This window comes from Thiomicrorhabdus sp. Milos-T2, from assembly GCF_000702325.1.
Taxonomy (GTDB): Bacteria; Pseudomonadota; Gammaproteobacteria; order Thiomicrospirales; family Thiomicrospiraceae; genus Thiomicrorhabdus.
Window position 1 is genome coordinate 302,883 of record NZ_KL370891.1, and the last position, 17,491, is coordinate 320,373.

A 17,491-nucleotide genomic window follows, 5' to 3' on the forward strand; every position below is an offset into this window, starting at 1 on the left:
TAACATGGCTAGATATATTGGTCCAAAGTGTAAACTTGCTCGTCGTGAAGGTACTGATCTTTTCTTAAAAAGCGGTGTTCGTAGCATCGAATCTAAGTGTAAGATTGATCAACTACCTGGTCAACACGGAGCAGGGCGCAAAAAAGTAACTGAGTACGGCTTACAGTTACGTGAAAAACAAAAAGTACGTCGTATGTACGGTGTACTAGAGAAAAAATTCCGTCTTTATTATAAAGAAGCGGATCGTCGTAAAGGTTCAACAGGTGTTAACTTGTTGCAAATTCTTGAGAGCCGTTTAGATAACGTTGTTTATCGTATGGGCTTTGCTTCTACTCGTTCTGAAGCACGTCAATTGGTATCTCATAAAGCGATCCTAGTTAACGGTCAAGCAGTGAATATCCCTTCTTTTGAAGTGGGTTCAGGTGACATCGTTTCTATTAGAGAGAAATCTCGTAGTCAAACTCGTATCGCGACTGCATTAGAATTAAATGCACAAGCTGGTGGAGTAAGCTGGGTTGAAGTAAACAAATCTGCATTTGAAGGTACATTTAAAAATGTTCCTGATCGTACAGATTTATCTGCTGATATTTCAGAAAACTTAATTGTTGAGCTTTACTCTAAGTAAACTTTGATACTACGGAGATAACTTCTAATGCAAGAGATGTTAGAACAGTTGCTAACGCCACGTTTAGTAGACATTGATAGAAAAACAGCTTTTCATAGCCGTGTAACTTTAGAACCATTAGAACGTGGTTATGGTCACACACTTGGTAATGCTTTACGTCGTATTCTATTATCTTCTATGCCTGGTGCTGCTATTGTAGAAGCCCAAATTGATGGTGTTTTACACGAATACTCTTCAATTGAAGGTGTAAGAGAAGATGTTTTAGAAATTCTTTTAAACCTTAAAGAAGTTGCAGTACGACTTAACGCTTCTGAAAGCGCTGAGTTGACACTGAATAAAAAAGGTCCGGCTGTTGTTCGTGCTTCAGATATCGTATTAAATCACGATACTGAAATCGCTAACCCTGATCATGTTATTGCACATGTTTCAGAAGGTTCAGAGTTGAATATGACTCTTAAAGTAGAGAGAGATATGGGTTACCGTGCAGCTCCTACTGCTAAAGATTCACAGATTGGTGTTCTTCGTTTAGACGCTAGTTTTAGCCCTGTTCATACAGTAAGTTACGAAGTACAGAACGCTCGTGTAGAACAGCGTACTGACTTAGACAAGTTAATTCTTGATGTAGTAACTGATGGAACTTTAGACCCTGAAGACGCTATTAAACAAGCGGCAACGGTTCTTCACTATCAGCTTAATGCTTTTGTTGATCTTAAGCATAAAGAAGTTGTTGCACCGGAAGAAGAAGAGAACGAATTTGATCCTATCTTCTTACAGCCTGTTGACGATTTAGAGTTAACAGTCCGTTCAGCTAACTGTTTGAAAGCAGAACAAATTTATTACATTGGTGATTTAGTACAGAGAGCTGAGCCTCACTTACTTAAGACTCCAAACTTAGGTAAAAAATCTCTGCAAGAGATCAAAGATGTTCTTGCTCAAAGAGGTTTGAGTCTAGGTACTAAATTAGAAAACTGGCCACCAGCAAGTTTGGTAAGTAAAGAGTCAGCTTAATTATAAGGAAGCTATCATGCGTCATGGTAAGACAGGTCGTAAGTTAAATCGTAACAGCTCGCACCGTAAGGCAATGTTTAAAAACATGTCTGCTTCACTTATCGAACACGAAGTGATTCGTACTACGGTTGCAAAGGCTAAAGAACTTCGCGGAGTTGCTGAGCCTTTAATCACGTTGGCAAAAAATGACAGCGTACATAACCGTCGTACTGCGTTTGCACGCTTAGGCGATAAAGCAGCTGTTGGTAAGTTATTCAGCGAAATTGGTCCTCGTTACCAAGGTCGTCCAGGTGGATATATCCGCGTTTTAAAATGTGGATTCCGCCCTGGTGATAATGCACCAATGGCAATTGTTGAATTAGTTGACCATCCGGTTACTGATTCTGCTGCTGAGTAATCAGATTTAAAGGCCCGCTCTTAGCGGGCTTTTTTATATCTTTTAAAAAGCTTTTCTATGTTTGACACTCACTGTCATCTTAATTCCTATTTAAATTCTTCTACTCGTTTTCCTAATTCTTTAAATTCCTATTTAAATGTTTCAACTAATGTTGATGATTGGTCTAACACAATTAAATTTTCACGAAAACATGCCAATGTACTTCCTGCTATTGGAATTCATCCTTGGTTTGTAACGGAATCATTTGTATCTGACTTAGTTGTCTTAGAACGCCTTCTACAAAGTAATAATATTGCTTCAATAGGAGAGGTTGGTTTGGATTTTAATGAGTCATACAAACACACTAGAGAAAACCAGATTGAGTGTTTTCAAAAGCAACTAAACCTAGCTGAAAGTAATCAGTTAGCCCTCTCTGTGCATTGTGTCAAAGCACATAATGAGATGTTGTTGTTACTTAAAAGCAAGCATGCTTTTGGTGTTATTCATGGATTAGGAACCAGTATAGAAATAGCCAAACAGTATATTGATTTGGGCTTTAAATTTGGTGTAAATGGTGTGGCTGTAAGAGAGAATGCTAATCGTTATCATGCTTTAATAAAATATTTTGGTTTAGAGCATATTGTTCTTGAAACAGATTACCCCAATATAAAGTTACCAGGCCTGGTAAGTTCATCTCTTGCTGATATTAATACGATTGCGGAATGTGTCGCTAAGCTCTTATCTATTCCAATTGAAGACGTTATTCAACAAACTGATTATAATGCTCAAAAAATATTTAAAAGAAATGCATTATGAATATAAACGATGAACTGTATGAAAGAAGTTTACTGGTATTTGAAGAACAAGGATTGCTTAATTTAATCAACTCTCATGTGCTTGTCGCGGGTGTTGGCGGCGTAGGCGGTTTTGTGATTGAGGCCTTAGCAAGAGCCGGTGTGGGTGAATTAACCATAGTTGATCATGATGATGTTTCTGCTTCTAATAAGAATCGTCAGATTATTGCGCTTAACTCAACGATTGGTACCAATAAGGCCATAGTTATGGCTCAACGAATTGCTGAGATTAATCCACAATGTAAGGTTAATGTTCTCCAAACCTTTTTAGCCCCTGAAGATATGGAGCCATTATTAACCCAATCTAGCCAAGGATTTGATTTTGTGGTGGATGCAATAGATAGCCTAAATTGTAAAGCAAACCTAGTAATTACGGCGGTTGAAAAGGGCGTTCCAGTTGTATCAAGTATGGGAGCCGGTCGTAGAATTGACCCGTCTAAAATAGCCTTGGCTGATATATCAAAAACCCATGGCTGTGCTTTAGCCCGTAATATGCGCCAAAGACTCAAAAAACAAGGTATTAAAAAAGGGGTTATGACCGTCTTCTCTACTGAGATACCTCAAGCACCAGGACCAATGGAAGAAATAGAAGGGGCACGTGGTCGTGTAGTGAATGGAACAGCGAGTTATATGCCGGGTATTTTTGGGCTAATGTTAGCAGGCTATGTCATTACCCAGATTGCTCACCCTAAGCCGTAGCTTTGATTCTTATTAAAGAGATTTGTCTAAGTAATAACCATGAGCAAAACTCATTGTCAAAAATGTAACTTACCAGGCCTTGTAGGTTTCTACAGGTTTAATTAAGTGTAAAAGCTTAGATTTAATCAGACCGTATAGCGATTGAGAAGCCTTTTTGAATATCATGCCTTTGCCTTAAATTTTGTCACTCAGGCTTCCCGTTACTTTTTGCAATTTGGCAAAAAAGTAACCAAAAAGCAAACCCCGCTCCATAAAAGGGCAAGTTCTAAGCTTGTGAACTGAAAACGCTGAACTCGCCACGCTCAAACAGCAACGTTTTTTAATCGTTCACTACGCTAAGAACTTTGCACCATTTATTACAAGGGGGGACTTAAGGCGTTTGTCCAAGCTTCAATATTAAGTATCACAAAATTGGAAAATAACTCAAATCTGATAATGGATTTTCATCAAGTTAGGTTAGAAATAAACTGCTGTCTTGCCAGATTAATTTTAATTTTTTACAAATCAAGGCAAAACTAGCTTAGTTTACCAATTGGTAAAGACCTTTTGAATTAACCGTTTTAGCGGCATTTTTAACGACTCCAGAGTTAATAAGTTTTGTAATTTCTTTTTTGAGTATTCTTTGACTCTGTAATTGAGACATGCCTGCTTTGATTTTAGAATCATAAAGTAATTTTAAAAATATATAGTCCAAACCGGTCAGCAATTCTATTTTACTATCGTCATTGGCGATGCTCGGGTTTACCCAGCTAGCATCATTTGGTAATCCTAAAACTTGAGTGGTTTCCTCTACAACACAAGCTACAAGAAGTCCACGGCTGTAATCGTGATCTACGGGAAGTACAACTTCAGCTTGTGTAATTTCATTCTGTTTATTGGTTTTGTAATTTCCCATGCAATTACTGTCTTTGGCGATATTTTTAACCGTTGAACGGGTAAAACGATGAATCACATCGGCGTAGGTTTTATCGGTAGTGAGATAGATAATTAAGTTTGCATCTGAATTTATTGCGGGTTGAATATTTAACCCTGTAATGTCTGCTAAATGCTTTAGATGGGTTTTAAATAGAGTTTCTACTAATTGATTTCTTTTCAGTTTTTGATAATCAAATCGATAACGAATTGGCTGTTGCCACTTTACGATACGTTTGTTACTTTTTTTATACTCGTTTTTAAGCGCAATCTCCTGAAATGCTTTAAGAATATATTGTGGGGTCTGCCAATCGCTAAATTGGTTTTGCGTTTTATTGAGTGGTTTGTTGCCCTGAATATTTTGCGCAGGGCTCTTCGAAGCATATAGAAATAGTGCTATCACTAAAATTAAAAGAGCTGAATGATTCAAATTAAAATTCACTCTATTGATTAAGAACATGCTTTTATTCTTCCATTTATTAACATTGCAAACATAAGAAAATATTTGAGTAAGCGCCTGAATTTTGAATCACTAATAGTTATGAATTCTACCAGGACTGGTAACTTACAGCATGTTCTTTAAATAGAAACCGGTATGAGACTCTTTACAGCTTGCTACGGTTTCTGGAGTCCCTGCGACTAAAATTTGACCACCACCAGAGCCACCTTCGGGGCCTAAGTCTACAATCCAGTCTGCGGTTTTGATAACATCTAAATTATGTTCGATGATAACAATGGTATTACCTTGATCTCTTAGATGACGAATAACGGTTAATAGTAACTCAATATCATGAAAATGCAGCCCTGTGGTAGGCTCATCTAAAATATAAAGTGTATTGCCCGTATCACGTTTAGAAAGTTCTTTAGCTAATTTAACACGCTGGGCTTCACCACCAGATAAGGTTGTGGCACTTTGCCCTAGTTTGATATAACCCAGACCAACTTCCATTAGCATTTGAAGTTTACGTGCAATGACTGGAATCACATCAAAAAATGCACGAGCATCTTCCACAGTCATTTCTAGAATTTCATGAATGTTTTTGCCTTTGTACTGAACTTGCAGGGTCTCTCGATTATATCGGGCGCCTTTACAAACATCACAGGGCACATATACATCCGGTAAAAAGTGCATTTCTACCTTAAGTACGCCGTCACCTTGGCAGGCTTCACAGCGTCCGCCTTTAACGTTAAAGCTAAAGCGTCCTGGAGTATAACCTCGCGCACGTGACTCTGGAGTGGCTGAAAGCAGTTCACGAATGGGAGTGAATAATCCGGTATAAGTGGCTGGATTGGAGCGTGGCGTGCGTCCAATCGCAGACTGGTCAATATTAACCGACTTATCAAAATGTTCTATTCCTGAGAGTTTGCTATAAGGGGCTGGTGTATGTTGAGCTTTATTTAATTCATTAGCGGCAAGCTTAGATAAGGTGCCGTTTATAAGAGTGGATTTACCTGAACCTGAAACACCGGTTACACAAGTTAGCAGGCCTGCTGGAATGTTTAAGGTAACGTCTTTTAAGTTGTTACCACTTGCTCCAGTAATGGTTAGCCATTTATCTTTGCTAGGCTGTAAACGTTCACCAGGCACTTCAATTTTGCGAGTTCCTTTTAGGAATTGTCCGGTTAATGAATTAGGATTGTTCGTCACTTCATCAGGCGTACCTTCCGCCATAATTCGACCACCGTGAATACCTGCTCCAGGGCCAATATCTAATACATAGTCAGCGGCTCTAATGGCATCTTCATCGTGCTCAACGACAATAACGGTATTACCTAGATCACGTAAATGAGTCAACGTGGCTAAAAGACGATCATTGTCACGTTGATGCAAACCAATTGAGGGTTCATCCAACACATACATCACACCTACCAGGCCTGCTCCAATTTGACTGGCTAAACGAATTCGTTGAGCTTCTCCACCGGATAAGGTGTCGGCACTGCGGTCTAGGGTTAAATAATTTAAGCCAACATTGACTAAGAAAGTTAAGCGGTCATGCACCTCTTTAATAATTTTACTGGCAATTTCACCCTTGGCACCTTCAAGCGTTAAGCTGCTAAAAATGTCATGGAGTTCGCCTACCGGAAGTGATGTTAAAGCAGGTAAGGTGTGGTCATTAACAAATACATTACGTGCAGCTTCATTTAAACGAGTTCCGTGACAACTTTTACAAGGCGTGGTGACTCGATATTTTTCTAATTCATCGCGTACGGCTTTACTTTCAGTTTCCGCAAAACGGCGTTCCATATTGGGAATAACGCCTTCAAAACGTCGAGTGTCGCTATATTTTCCATGGGGTAAGGGAATTTTTTCTTTACCTGAGCCAAATAAAATGATTTTACGATGTTTTTCGTTTAACGATTCCCAAGGGGCTTCAATATCAAAACCATAATGATCGGCTAAGGCTTTGAGTAAGTCATAATAGTATTTGTGGCGACGGTCCCAGCCGCGGATTGCTCCACCGGCCAAACTTAATTCAGGATGGGTAATAACGCGGTCAGCATCAAAACTATCATTAATGCCCAAACCATCACAGGTTGGACAAGCACCATGCGGATTGTTAAACGAGAAAATTCGAGGTTCAAGCTCTGGCACGCTATAACCACAATGCGGGCAGGCAAAGCGTTCCGAAAATAGGAGCGCAAAATCATCGTCTTCATCCATGGGCAAGACTTGCGCTAAACCTTCAGCAAGCCTCAAAGCCGTTTCAAACGATTCAGCTAAACGCTGTTTGATGTCATTGCGAACTTTAAAACGATCCACAATAACTTCAATATCATGTTTCTTATTTTTTTCTAATTGAATGGTGCCGTCTAAGTCGTAAATTTTGCCATCAATACGGGCTCGTATAAAACCTTGCGCTTGTAACTCATCCAATAGGTGGTGATGTTCGCCTTTTTTACCTCGTACAATGGGAGCAATGAGTAAACACTTGCTGCCTTCTGGTAAGGTTAAGGTGTGGTCAACCATTTGGCTAACGGTTTGGGCTTCTAAATCACAACCATGATGTGGGCAACGTGGTGTACCAGCACGAGCGTAAAGCAAACGCAAATAGTCATAGATTTCAGTTACCGTACCAACAGTAGAGCGAGGATTGTGAGAGGTCGATTTTTGCTCAATAGAAATGGCAGGTGAAAGCCCTTCAATATGATCTAAATCGGGTTTTTCCATGACGGATAAAAATTGCCGTGCATAGGCAGAAAGAGACTCCACATAACGTCGTTGTCCCTCAGCATAAATCGTATCAAAAGCGAGTGAGGATTTACCTGAACCAGATAAACCCGTAATCACAATTAGTTTATCTCGAGGAAGGGTAACATCGATGTTTTTTAGGTTATGGGTACGAGCACCGCGGATAACAATTTCTTCGAGCATTGGAAACGACCGTTTTAAATTAGCAAACGGCCATTATAGCAAGAAAGTAAAATCTTACGCGACTAGAGTTACCAGGCCTGGTCACTCTTATGGCGTTAATAAAAGAGTGCCTGTAATGGTCACGTTTAATTTACTTTGACCCACTTTAACCGCGGGTGCCGCCATATCAGAAGACATCATGGCCATTTCTGAGCGTGCATATCTTGGTTGAGGGGTATAGCCGTTAGCGTTATTAATACGAGTCTCTAAAATTCTAAATGAGCTAGCTTGAAAGTTATTAGCAATGCGTTGGGCTTGCTTGCGGTAACTTTGAATTGCTTTATCGGTTAACTGAGCCATAACTTGTTTTTTTACCGAATCTGAAATACCAAACTGCATTGATTGATACGCTAAGTAAGGCTGGATTTTAGTCAAAATAGCAATTAAACCGGGTTTGTTTTCTATGCTCAACACCAAACTTTGTTGCCCGCGCCAGTGACTAATGACCTGTTTTTTATAGATGGGCCTAATGTTGTATTGGTTGGTTTGAGTAATGATTTCTGGATAGGCTTTTAGGGCTCTGATTGCCGCCTGCATTTTTAGGTTGATTTCATTCGCCACAGCCTGTGGACTAATGCCCTCGGCAACTCGATTAAAGGTCAGTGTAATGCGGTTGTTAGCCACATTCTGCGATTCCGTAATAGAAAAATGCACTTTATTACCCTTGGTATAGCTATCATCTTTATAGCTATCGTCAGCATTTACCGTTAGAGACGTAACACTCAGCAATAGCAAGCTTAAAATAAAAATCGGTAATAAAAACGCGGGGTAAGTCGTATTATTCATGATAATTCCTTTCAACCAGGCCTGGTTGTTTTTAAAATTGAAACCTTAATGTTTATTCCATGCTTATGACTATAGTTAGAGATTAAAATTAATTTGTAAGAAGTCGCTTCGAGTATTCATCTCGAGCATAGGTCTCATTATAACTGTCAATAAGTTGTATTCGATTATAGCTCTAGTTTTTGTCAACGGTGTTATAATTCCGCGTTATTTGTTATTAAAAAATAGACCTGATTTCTCAGATTAATTAAACATTGAGACACAAAATAAATGATTGAACATTCTAATGTCATGAGTCCTACAGAAAAACGAGCCGCGTTCTCTATTGCAGGTATTTTTTCTACCCGAATGTTAGGTCTCTTTATGATATTTCCTGTATTTGCATTATTTGCACATCAGGAATTTAACGGTATAACGGGTCTACAAATTGGTATTGCCATGGGGATTTATGGCCTTACCCAAGCGTTTTTGCAAATTCCATACGGAATGCTTTCAGATAAATATGGTCGTAAACCGCTCATTATTGCGGGTATGTTTATTTTTATGCTTGGCTCGATAGTCTGTGCCATGGCCGACTCTATTGAAATGATGATTATTGGACGAGCGATTCAAGGTATGGGGGCTGTTGCCGCAGTGCTTATGGCCTCTGTAGCAGACTTAGTCTCAGAACAGTTTCGTTTAAGAGCCATGTCAATTGTAGGAATGACTATTGGTTTCTCATTTACCTTGTCATTAATCGCAGGGCCATTATTAGCCAGTGTATTTGGGGTAAGAGGTATATTTTGGACAATTGCTGCCTTAGCGGTTGCGGGTATGCTACTTGTTAAATATGCAATGCCTGATATTGAAAAACAACAGTTTCAACGTGAAGCCGAAGCTGATCCTAGTCAATTTAAAGAGATTCTAAAAAATCCTCAACTGCTGCGTCTAGACTTTGGTGTATTTGTGCTGCACGCCATGTTAACCGCCATGTTTGTGGTTTTACCTCTTACTTTAAAAGATTCAGCAGGCCTGGTAGTGACTGATCATTGGGAAATTTATTTACCTGTTATGATCCTGTCATTTGTATTAATGGTGCCCTTTATTATTCAAGCCGAAAGCCGCGGCAGAATGAAAATGGTATTTGTAGGCGCTATAGCGACTCTAACTCTAATGCAACTTGGTTTTGCCTTTGTAGCACCAAGCTTTTGGACACTATTTGCATTATTGTTAATCTTTTTTACCGCTTTTAATTTATTAGAAGCATCTCTCCCCTCATTAGTCGTAAAACTTGCTCCAGCAGATAAAAAAGGAACCGCCAGTGGTGTGTTTTCAACCAGTCAGTTTTTAGGCGCCGCTTTAGGTGGCGCAATGGGGGGTTACTTCTATCAGCATTATGGGCATGATGGCGTGTTCATTTTTACCGCAACCATTGGTGCTTTATGGACATTAGCCGCTTTAACAATGGAAAAACCTCTTCCATTAAGCATTGCTTCACTGGCGATTGAAGACCTTAAAGAAGGTGAGATTGAAAGTATTCAAAACAAATTGTTATCCTACGACGGTATTTATGAAGTGGTAGTATTAGCAGATGAAAAACGTGTGTACTTCAAAATAGACAGAAAAGTTGTCGATGAAGCTGCGTTAATTAATTACATAGAACAAAGATAAATTGTAAAATTAATAAGATTAGACCTTTGCACCAGACGGCGGCATGAATAAAAATGGTTTTTACCATATTTTTCTTTCGCGCTTCTGGGGTACAAAGGACTCAAGATATAAATTAAAAATAGAGAGAGCAATTGTATGCGTGGTGTGAATAAAGTCATTTTGGTGGGAACCTTAGGTGCAGACCCAGAAGTGAAATATGCGGCAAATGGTAATGCCATTGCAAACCTAAGTGTGGCAACCAGTGATGAGTGGAATGACAAAAACACTGGGCAAAAACAGCAAAAAACTGAATGGCATCGTGTTTCTATGTTTGGAAAATTAGCTGAAATTGCTGGCCAATACCTTAAAAAAGGCTCACAGGTTTATCTTGAAGGTAAATTGCAAACCCGCAAATGGCAAGACCAAAATGGTCAAGACCGTTATACCACTGAAGTAGTGTTAAGTGGTTTTGAAGGCAAAATGGAGATGCTTGGCGGGGGTAATCGTCAAGGTGGTGACGCATCTTTTGGTGCTGGTAATGATTTTAACCAAGCGCCCATGGGTAACCAAGGTGGTCAAATGGGTGGTGCACCTCAGCAAGGTGGTTTCAACCAGCAGCCAGCACAACAACCAAGACAACAAAACCCAATGGGACAACAAAATGTACCGCCAATGGGTGGGCAACAGCCAGCACAACCACAACGAGCACCAGCTTATGCACCTAATGACTTTGACGATGATGATGTTCCGTTTTGAAGTGTACCTGATTTTAAAATACAGTAAATTTAAAATTGTTTAAAATGTACCGTCCTGATATAGGTTGACACTTTTTTCAGGTTAAAAACGCTCGATGAACTTCGTCGGGCGTTTTGTATTTTAACGCCAAGTGCGGTCGTTTTGTGTTGTAAATCTCAATCGACTCTTTCACCATTTTCTTAGCCTGCTGGATATCTTTTGGCTTGGTTAACAAGAATTCATTCTTCAATATCCCGTTGACCCTTTCTGCTAAAGCATTCTGATAACAGTCATAACCATCTGTCATCGAACAGGTAATACCATGCTTTTGATGGAAGTCTTGATAGATTTTTGAGCAGTATTGTATCCCTCCATCTGAGTGATGGATTAACTCGCCTTGGTATTGTCTTGATTTTACTGCTTTCTTTAAAGCACTGAGAACAGGGGTGGCTTGAAGCGTATCGTGCACATGGTAGCCAACGATTTTACGCGAATAAGCATCGGTGACTAAGCTTAGATAAGCTTGCCCATTTTGCAATGGTAAATAGGTGATATCCGCCACCCATAGTTGTTCAGGTGAACATGCCAGTTCCTCTCGAGGCTTTTCCTTTAGTAAATTAGGATGCCTATAGAACCGATGATGACTGTGCGTAGTTTTATGATAGGCGCGCTTATTAACGACTAATAAACGCTGCCAACGCAGTAAGTCAAACAATCGATCTCGTCCTATCTTCAACACTTCTTGAGCTTGAGAGAGTAATAAGTGTTGTAACTTTCGAGTGCCTATACGAGGCTGTTCCATTCTTATCTCACGAACAAAATCCAGTACCGCCTGATACTGTTTTTCTCTCTTTTCTTGTCTTGCCAACTCTTGATAATAAGCCTGACGGCTAATCTGCAAAAACCGACAAGCATTGCTCACGTTGAGCCCTTGGATCTGTTTTTGCGTGATAAGATGGCAAGCCGCTTTTTTGAGATACTGACTCCAAAGTCATCATTTAAGACTTTGACCACACCTTCAAAGAACTGCGCTTTTAGCTTTTCTTCGGCAAGTTGCTGCTCTAACTCTTTAATACGTTGTTCTGGTGTGGGTTTGGATTTTTCAGTTGGCATACAAATACCTCGTTGATGGCGGTTAATCGATGTGGAGTCTGTCCAATTTAACCGACCATGCTTGCGTAGCCAAGTTAAAACGGTTGAGCGACCTTGGATGCCATAACGAGCTTGTGCTTGTTTATAAGTCATTTCGCCTTTTTCAATTTGGTCTACAACAGACAGTTTAAAGGCGAGAGAATAATCGCGTTGGGTGCGCTTAGTTTTTGATGTCATTACTTTTTCCTTTTAAGAGTGGAAAAAGTGTCAACCTTATTTAGGACGGGTCAAAATTACTCAAAAAGCCCGCGAAAGCGGGCTTTTTTTATGCCAAAAAATATTGTTTATGTTTTTGCTTTAAAAGATTTATCCCAATAAGGTTCTTTACCAAACCGCTTAATTAGATAATCGATAAGCAACCTGACTTTGGGTGCCACTAATCGGTTAGTAGGGTAAACCGCCCAAATGGCATTTGAATCACTCAAAGAGACATTCTCTAGGGTTTGCTGTAATTGACCTGATTGTATTTGTTGGTAGCAATTCCAAGTTGAATTGATTGAAAGTCCTAATCCAGCAACCGTAGCGTCACGCATAACTTCTCCATTGTCTGTCATGAGTCTAGATTGGGTCTTAATGGCAATGGGTTTTTCATCTACAGATTCTGGGTTTTTAAAATACCAAACATCTAAGCCTCTAAGGTTAATGCAATCATGTTGTTTAAGGTCGTTCAGTGATTCAATCGGATTATGTTCATTAAGGTAATCAGGCGAGGCGCAGATCACTCTGTTGTCTTCAGCTATTTTTCGTGCAATCAAGTTTGAATCTTTTAAACTTCCAATGCGAATCGCCACATCAAATCCACCTTCTATTACATCCATAATAATGTCCGTCATACTTAAATCTATGGTGATTTGTGGATGATCTTTCAAAAAGTCAGTAATGGCAGGTAGTAGGTGTTGTCGACCAAAAGAGGCAGGAGCGGTTAGGCGAATAGTCCCGCTTGGTGTGCGGTTGCCAATGCCGATAGAGCCTTTTGCCTGTTCAACGCTTTCTAGAATTTCTTGGGCATGCGGTAAGAAAATTCTCCCTTCTTCAGTTAAAGAGATTTTTCGGGTACTTCGGCTTAATAAACGCGTGCCAAGCATCTCTTCTAATTTGCTGATATGTGCACTGGCAACGGCAGGCGAAAGTCCAAGTTCTTGACCCGCTTTACTGATATTTAATAAGGCGGCTATGCGGATAAAAAGTTTTAAGTGTTCAATATTCATTTTCAGTAAAATCTATAAACTGTTTGTTTTTTAGGCTGTATTATAAATTTATTCAGTAGGTATTAGAATTGTTTTGTCAGATTAAGCAATTAAATACAAGGATAAAAATAATGAAAGCAATGGTTTTAAATGAATATGGTTCTTCGGCAAAATTTTCACAGCAAGTTGTTGCCAAACCTCAGATAAAAGAGGGTCACGTCACTGCTGTCCCACTTAGCTAAAATGAAAAAGCCTGAATCCATACAGATTGTTACAATGTAAGTACCACCAAACATATGTAATAACAGAGGATTCAGACTATGAGCTTTCATAATACAGTATTATCACAAGTCTTAAAAATGTTTCCGAGACTTGAATTTGAAAAGCTTTCAAGCATTCATGATGGGAAATGACGAAGTGACGCTTTAAGTCGCTGGTCTCAATTTGCAGCCTTGGCGATTGGCCAGATAGGTGCACGCCATAGCCTTCGAGATATTGAAGCCACAATAGAGTCACAACCCCAACAGCAATATCATTTAGGCAGCCAAAAAATAAAACGCACGACATTCAGTCGAGCCAATGAAAAGCTAGATTATCAGTTCTATTCTGACTTGTTTTCTAAGCTTTACAAACAATGCTCTCAGCACTCACCAAAACATAATTTCAGATTCAAATCAAAGCTATTCTCGTTGGATGGTTCTCTTATTGATCTTTCCATGAAGCTTTTTCCATGGGCGGATTACAATAAGAAAAAATCAGCCATGAAACTGCATATTGGACTTGATCATGATGGCCTTATCCCAGCTTTTGCATCCTTAACAGGAGCCAAAGAGTCTGAAATGAAACAAGTTGATTTATGGAAGTTTCCAAAGGGAAGTGTACTCGTTTTTGACAAAGGTTATAACAACTTCAGCTGGCACAAAGCCTTGAGTTCAAAAGGGTTGGTATGGGTAACAAGAATCCGAGGCAATGCAAAGTATAAAGTTGTAAAAACGTTACCGACGACAAAAAACTTAAACATTATTTCTGATCAGATCATTGAATACACTGGACAGAAATCCCTTAGAGAAAACTTACCCGCTATTCGCTTAGTGAATTATTACGACCCCGTCACGCAAAAAGATTATCAGTTTATTACCAATCAAATGAACTGGTCAGCTCAGACAATTGCAGATATATATAAAGAGCGTTGGCAGGTAGAACTCTTCTTTAAATGGATCAAACAAAATCTAAAAATCAAAGCTTTTTTAGGTAACTCTAAAAATGCGGTAATGACTCAAATCATGGCCGCATTATGTGTTTATTTGATTATCGCTTTTCTTAAGTTTCAATCAGGATCGAAAAAGAGTTTTCAGCAGATTTTAAGATTACTACAAATGAATCTATTTATTAGAAGGCCGTTAATAGAACTTTTGAAGCCACCACCTAATGTAGAAAACGTGAGGCCCCAAATGAGTTTAGGCTTGGTGAGAAATTAAGTGGGACAGCAGTGGGGTGAAATCGATGTTCGCTTTCGAGTGAACACACTCGCTCCCTATATTTTGGCTAAATCGTTATTGGAAAATTTAACTCACACGGCAAGAGTTGTTAATTTGGCCTCAGCGGCCCAAGAAAAATTTGATTTAGATTTTTTAAAGGGCAAAAATTATTCGAACCCAATGCAAGCTTACTCTGAGAGTAAATTAGCTTTGATTGCATGGACCTTTGCAATGGCACAGTCTCAACAAAATGATATTCAATTCATCGCAATTAATCCAGGGTCTTTACTTGCCACAAAAATGGTTAAAGATGGGTTTGGAATTGAGGGAAAAGACTTGTCGATAGGTTCAGATTTACTGGTTGAAACGGCTATTAGTGATAAATTTATAAATGCTAATGGTCTCTATTTTGATAATGATATTGAAGCCTTTGCAAAACCAAATAAAATGGCAATGGATTTAACACAACAGGGGTTATTAATTAGTGGAATGAATCAACTTGTGTCGTAAAGTCGTTTTGCTTTTTTCTGAAAAAGAGAGCTAAGGTAAAAACAGCCCCCAATTTTTTTCATTAACTCCAATATTTACATTGAGACCTTTGCACGAGATAGGTGCGAAAGAAAAATGAGGGAAAATTTGCCTGATTGCGGCGGAAAACGTAGGGAATAGCTAGCTATTCGCAAGTTTTTCAACAAAAATCGGGTGAATTTTAACCATTTTTACTCGTACATACTCTCGTGCAAAGGTCTCACATTAAAACTCTTCCCATTTTTCAGCGTTTGCCGGAATTTCAACAGTATTTGAATCTGTTGAAAATGATGATACTTTGTTATTTTCCACAGGCTGGATATCAACAATCTTCTGCTGGTTTTTTATTCTTTTTTTGTGAGGCGTTTGGGATTGATGCTGCGTACCTCTATTAAAGAATCCCATGGTGTGATTTAAAGATTCAGACTGGTCTTTTAAATTCTCCGCAGAAGCTGAGGTTTCTTCAACTAATGCGGCATTTTGTTGAGTGACTTCATCAATTTGCGTTATTGCTTGATGAACTTGATGAACACCTTCAGCCTGTTCAGTAGAGGCTTGTGCGATTTGAGTTATCATTTGCGTGACTATCTGTATGGCATCATTAATGTCAGTTAACATCTCACCAGAATCACTGGCTAATTTTACGCCTTGCGTCACTCTTGTTACGGTTTCTTCAATAAGATTTTTAATATCTTTAGCAGCTTCTGCAGACTTTTGTGCTAAGTTTCGAACTTCTCCTGCAACGACAGCAAAACCTCTTCCATGTTCTCCTGCTCTAGCGGCTTCAACAGCGGCATTGAGTGCCAGTAAGTTTGTCTGAAAGGCGATGCCATCAATGAGGGTGACAATATCAGAAATTCGGTGACTCGACTCTTGAATGTTTTCCATTGCGTTAATGGTATCCACCATAATCGTCTGACCACTTTTTGCTTTTGACTGAACATCATTAGAGACTTGTTCTGCTTCTTGTGCATTTTGAGTATTACTTTGCACTTGAGAGTTCATCTCATTCATCGTCGCGGAAGTTTCTTCCAAAGCAGCCGCTTGTTCCTGAACTCTCTGGCTTAAATCTAAAGCACTCGTCGCCACTTCACCTGACACATCATTGACGGTATTGGCGGCTTCTAATGCTTCTGAAATAACATCTTGTAACTTAGAACCTAGCTCTTCAATCGTACCTGATAATTTTATGATATTTTGGTCATAAAGAGATGCCGCATCTGGGTCGATGTGATTTTGCATTTGCGCCGATAGGTTTCCACCTGCCATTTTATCTATAACATTGGAGGCATCATCAATAACCTTATCCAATAAAATAGCATTTTTGTTTGAACCAATATCGGTTGCATATTTTATGACCTTACAGACCTGTCCATCAGGATTTAATATAGGGTTATAACTTCCTTCCAACCATACGGTTTCGCCATTTTTTGTTTTGCGTTCGTAAGTATCTGAAAAGGCCTGGCCTTTTGCAAGATTATCCCATAATGCTTTATAAGCTGGGGTTTGTGCAAAATTGCCAACGGCAAACATGCTATGGTGTTTTCCTTGTATTTCGCTTAGAGTGTAACCCATGATTTTTAAAAAATTGTCATTGGCTGTCAGAATATTGCCTTGAGTATCAAATTCAATCGTGGCCATAACCGAATTAATGGCATTAATCTCTGCTTGAACTTCTATTTCATGTTGTACTTTTTCTGTAATATCCGTCGCAAATTTTACAAATTTATATGGTTTACCAGTCTTGTCTAAAATGGGGTTGTAACTCGCTTCCAGCCAAATCGTATTCCCATTTTTAGCAATTCTCTTAAATCGGCTAGACACAAAATCACCGGCTCTTAACTTTCGCCAAAAATCTTCATATTCAGCGCTAGATGCTTCTTCAGGTGCTATAAATATTCTATGAGGTTTGCCTACAATTTCTTCAAGTTCATAGCCCATTAGATGTAAAAAATTTGGATTGGCTGTTAATACCTTTCCTGATAGGTCAAATTCAATAATGGCACTAGATTTTTCAATTGCATTGATAAAGGCGGCTTGTTCATCTAGTATCTTGGTTTGTTTATTGATTTTTTGCTTATATTCTCTACAAAACATATGTTTTACCTCTTGT

The 17,491-nt window shown here is 39.1% G+C and carries 13 protein-coding genes and 2 pseudogenes; 9 read left to right on the plus strand and 6 right to left on the minus strand.

The window, feature by feature from the left end:
* The first annotated feature begins 4 nt into the window (after positions 1–4).
* From rpsD to BS34_RS0101335, 5 genes are read left to right on the plus strand one after another with little or no spacing between them, the layout of a single operon-like run.
* Positions 5–625 carry a 30S ribosomal protein S4 gene (rpsD, locus tag BS34_RS0101315; RefSeq protein WP_029406757.1) on the plus strand — a complete coding sequence of 207 codons (621 nt, stop codon included), beginning with the start codon at positions 5–7 and terminating at the stop codon, positions 623–625.
* Between the two features lie 27 nt (positions 626–652).
* Positions 653–1,633 (plus strand): DNA-directed RNA polymerase subunit alpha, encoded by a 981-nt coding sequence (gene rpoA, locus BS34_RS0101320; protein ID WP_029406758.1) that lies wholly within the window; start codon positions 653–655, stop codon positions 1,631–1,633.
* A 16-nt stretch (positions 1,634–1,649) separates the two neighbouring features.
* On the plus strand, positions 1,650–2,030 hold the full coding sequence (gene rplQ, locus BS34_RS0101325) for a 50S ribosomal protein L17 (RefSeq protein WP_029406759.1): 381 nt from the start codon (positions 1,650–1,652) through the stop codon (positions 2,028–2,030).
* 57 nt (positions 2,031–2,087) lie between these two features.
* Positions 2,088–2,825 carry a TatD family hydrolase gene (locus BS34_RS0101330; protein ID WP_029406760.1) on the plus strand — a complete coding sequence of 246 codons (738 nt, stop codon included), beginning with the start codon at positions 2,088–2,090 and terminating at the stop codon, positions 2,823–2,825.
* Entirely contained in the window at positions 2,822–3,562 is a 741-nt protein-coding gene (locus BS34_RS0101335; protein WP_029406761.1) for a tRNA threonylcarbamoyladenosine dehydratase, read from the plus strand. Before BS34_RS0101330 ends, BS34_RS0101335 begins: the two co-directional genes overlap by 4 nt.
* A gap of 520 nt (positions 3,563–4,082) precedes the next feature.
* On the opposite strand, the gene BS34_RS0101340 is transcribed toward BS34_RS0101335, so the two are convergent.
* The 3 genes from BS34_RS0101340 to BS34_RS0101350 form a co-directional block, all read right to left on the minus strand.
* Positions 4,083–4,934 carry a DUF2927 domain-containing protein gene (locus tag BS34_RS0101340; RefSeq protein WP_051640618.1) on the minus strand — a complete coding sequence of 284 codons (852 nt, stop codon included), beginning with the start codon at positions 4,932–4,934 and terminating at the stop codon, positions 4,083–4,085.
* A 105-nt stretch (positions 4,935–5,039) separates the two neighbouring features.
* A complete protein-coding gene (gene uvrA / locus BS34_RS0101345) occupies positions 5,040–7,847 on the minus strand; it encodes an excinuclease ABC subunit UvrA (RefSeq protein WP_029406763.1) in 2,808 nt (935 codons plus the stop codon).
* 87 nt (positions 7,848–7,934) lie between these two features.
* A complete protein-coding gene (locus BS34_RS0101350) occupies positions 7,935–8,672 on the minus strand; it encodes an SIMPL domain-containing protein (RefSeq protein ID WP_029406764.1) in 738 nt (245 codons plus the stop codon).
* 267 nt (positions 8,673–8,939) lie between these two features.
* On the opposite strand from BS34_RS0101350, the gene BS34_RS0101355 reads away from it, so the two are divergent.
* Together BS34_RS0101355 and ssb are read left to right on the plus strand one after the other, a co-directional pair.
* Positions 8,940–10,319: an MFS transporter gene (locus tag BS34_RS0101355; protein WP_029406765.1), complete on the plus strand. Its 1,380-nt coding sequence runs from the start codon at positions 8,940–8,942 to the stop codon at positions 10,317–10,319.
* A gap of 135 nt (positions 10,320–10,454) precedes the next feature.
* Entirely contained in the window at positions 10,455–11,054 is a 600-nt protein-coding gene (ssb, locus tag BS34_RS0101360) for a single-stranded DNA-binding protein (protein ID WP_029406766.1), read from the plus strand.
* A gap of 76 nt (positions 11,055–11,130) precedes the next feature.
* Here ssb and BS34_RS0101365 read toward each other — a convergent pair.
* A protein-coding gene (locus BS34_RS0101365; RefSeq protein WP_106379956.1) for an IS3 family transposase occupies positions 11,131–12,362 on the minus strand; the annotation gives its coding sequence in 2 pieces (ribosomal slippage) (positions 11,131–12,008 and positions 12,008–12,362; 1,233 coding nt in all).
* A 107-nt stretch (positions 12,363–12,469) separates the two neighbouring features.
* Positions 12,470–13,393: a LysR family transcriptional regulator gene (locus BS34_RS0101375; protein ID WP_029406769.1), complete on the minus strand. Its 924-nt coding sequence runs from the start codon at positions 13,391–13,393 to the stop codon at positions 12,470–12,472.
* Positions 13,394–13,803: 410 nt separating this feature from the next.
* On the opposite strand from BS34_RS0101375, the pseudogene BS34_RS12080 reads away from it, so the two are divergent.
* Both BS34_RS12080 and BS34_RS0101390 read left to right on the plus strand, forming a co-directional pair.
* Positions 13,804–14,850 (plus strand): annotated as a pseudogene (locus tag BS34_RS12080) (IS4 family transposase); the annotation flags it as partial.
* Positions 14,851–15,360 carry an SDR family NAD(P)-dependent oxidoreductase gene (locus BS34_RS0101390; protein ID WP_051640620.1) on the plus strand — a complete coding sequence of 170 codons (510 nt, stop codon included), beginning with the start codon at positions 14,851–14,853 and terminating at the stop codon, positions 15,358–15,360.
* 564 nt (positions 15,361–15,924) lie between these two features.
* On the opposite strand, the pseudogene BS34_RS0101395 reads toward BS34_RS0101390, so the two are convergent.
* Positions 15,925–17,475 (minus strand): annotated as a pseudogene (locus BS34_RS0101395) (methyl-accepting chemotaxis protein); the annotation flags it as partial.
* Positions 17,476–17,491: the final 16 nt, after the last annotated feature.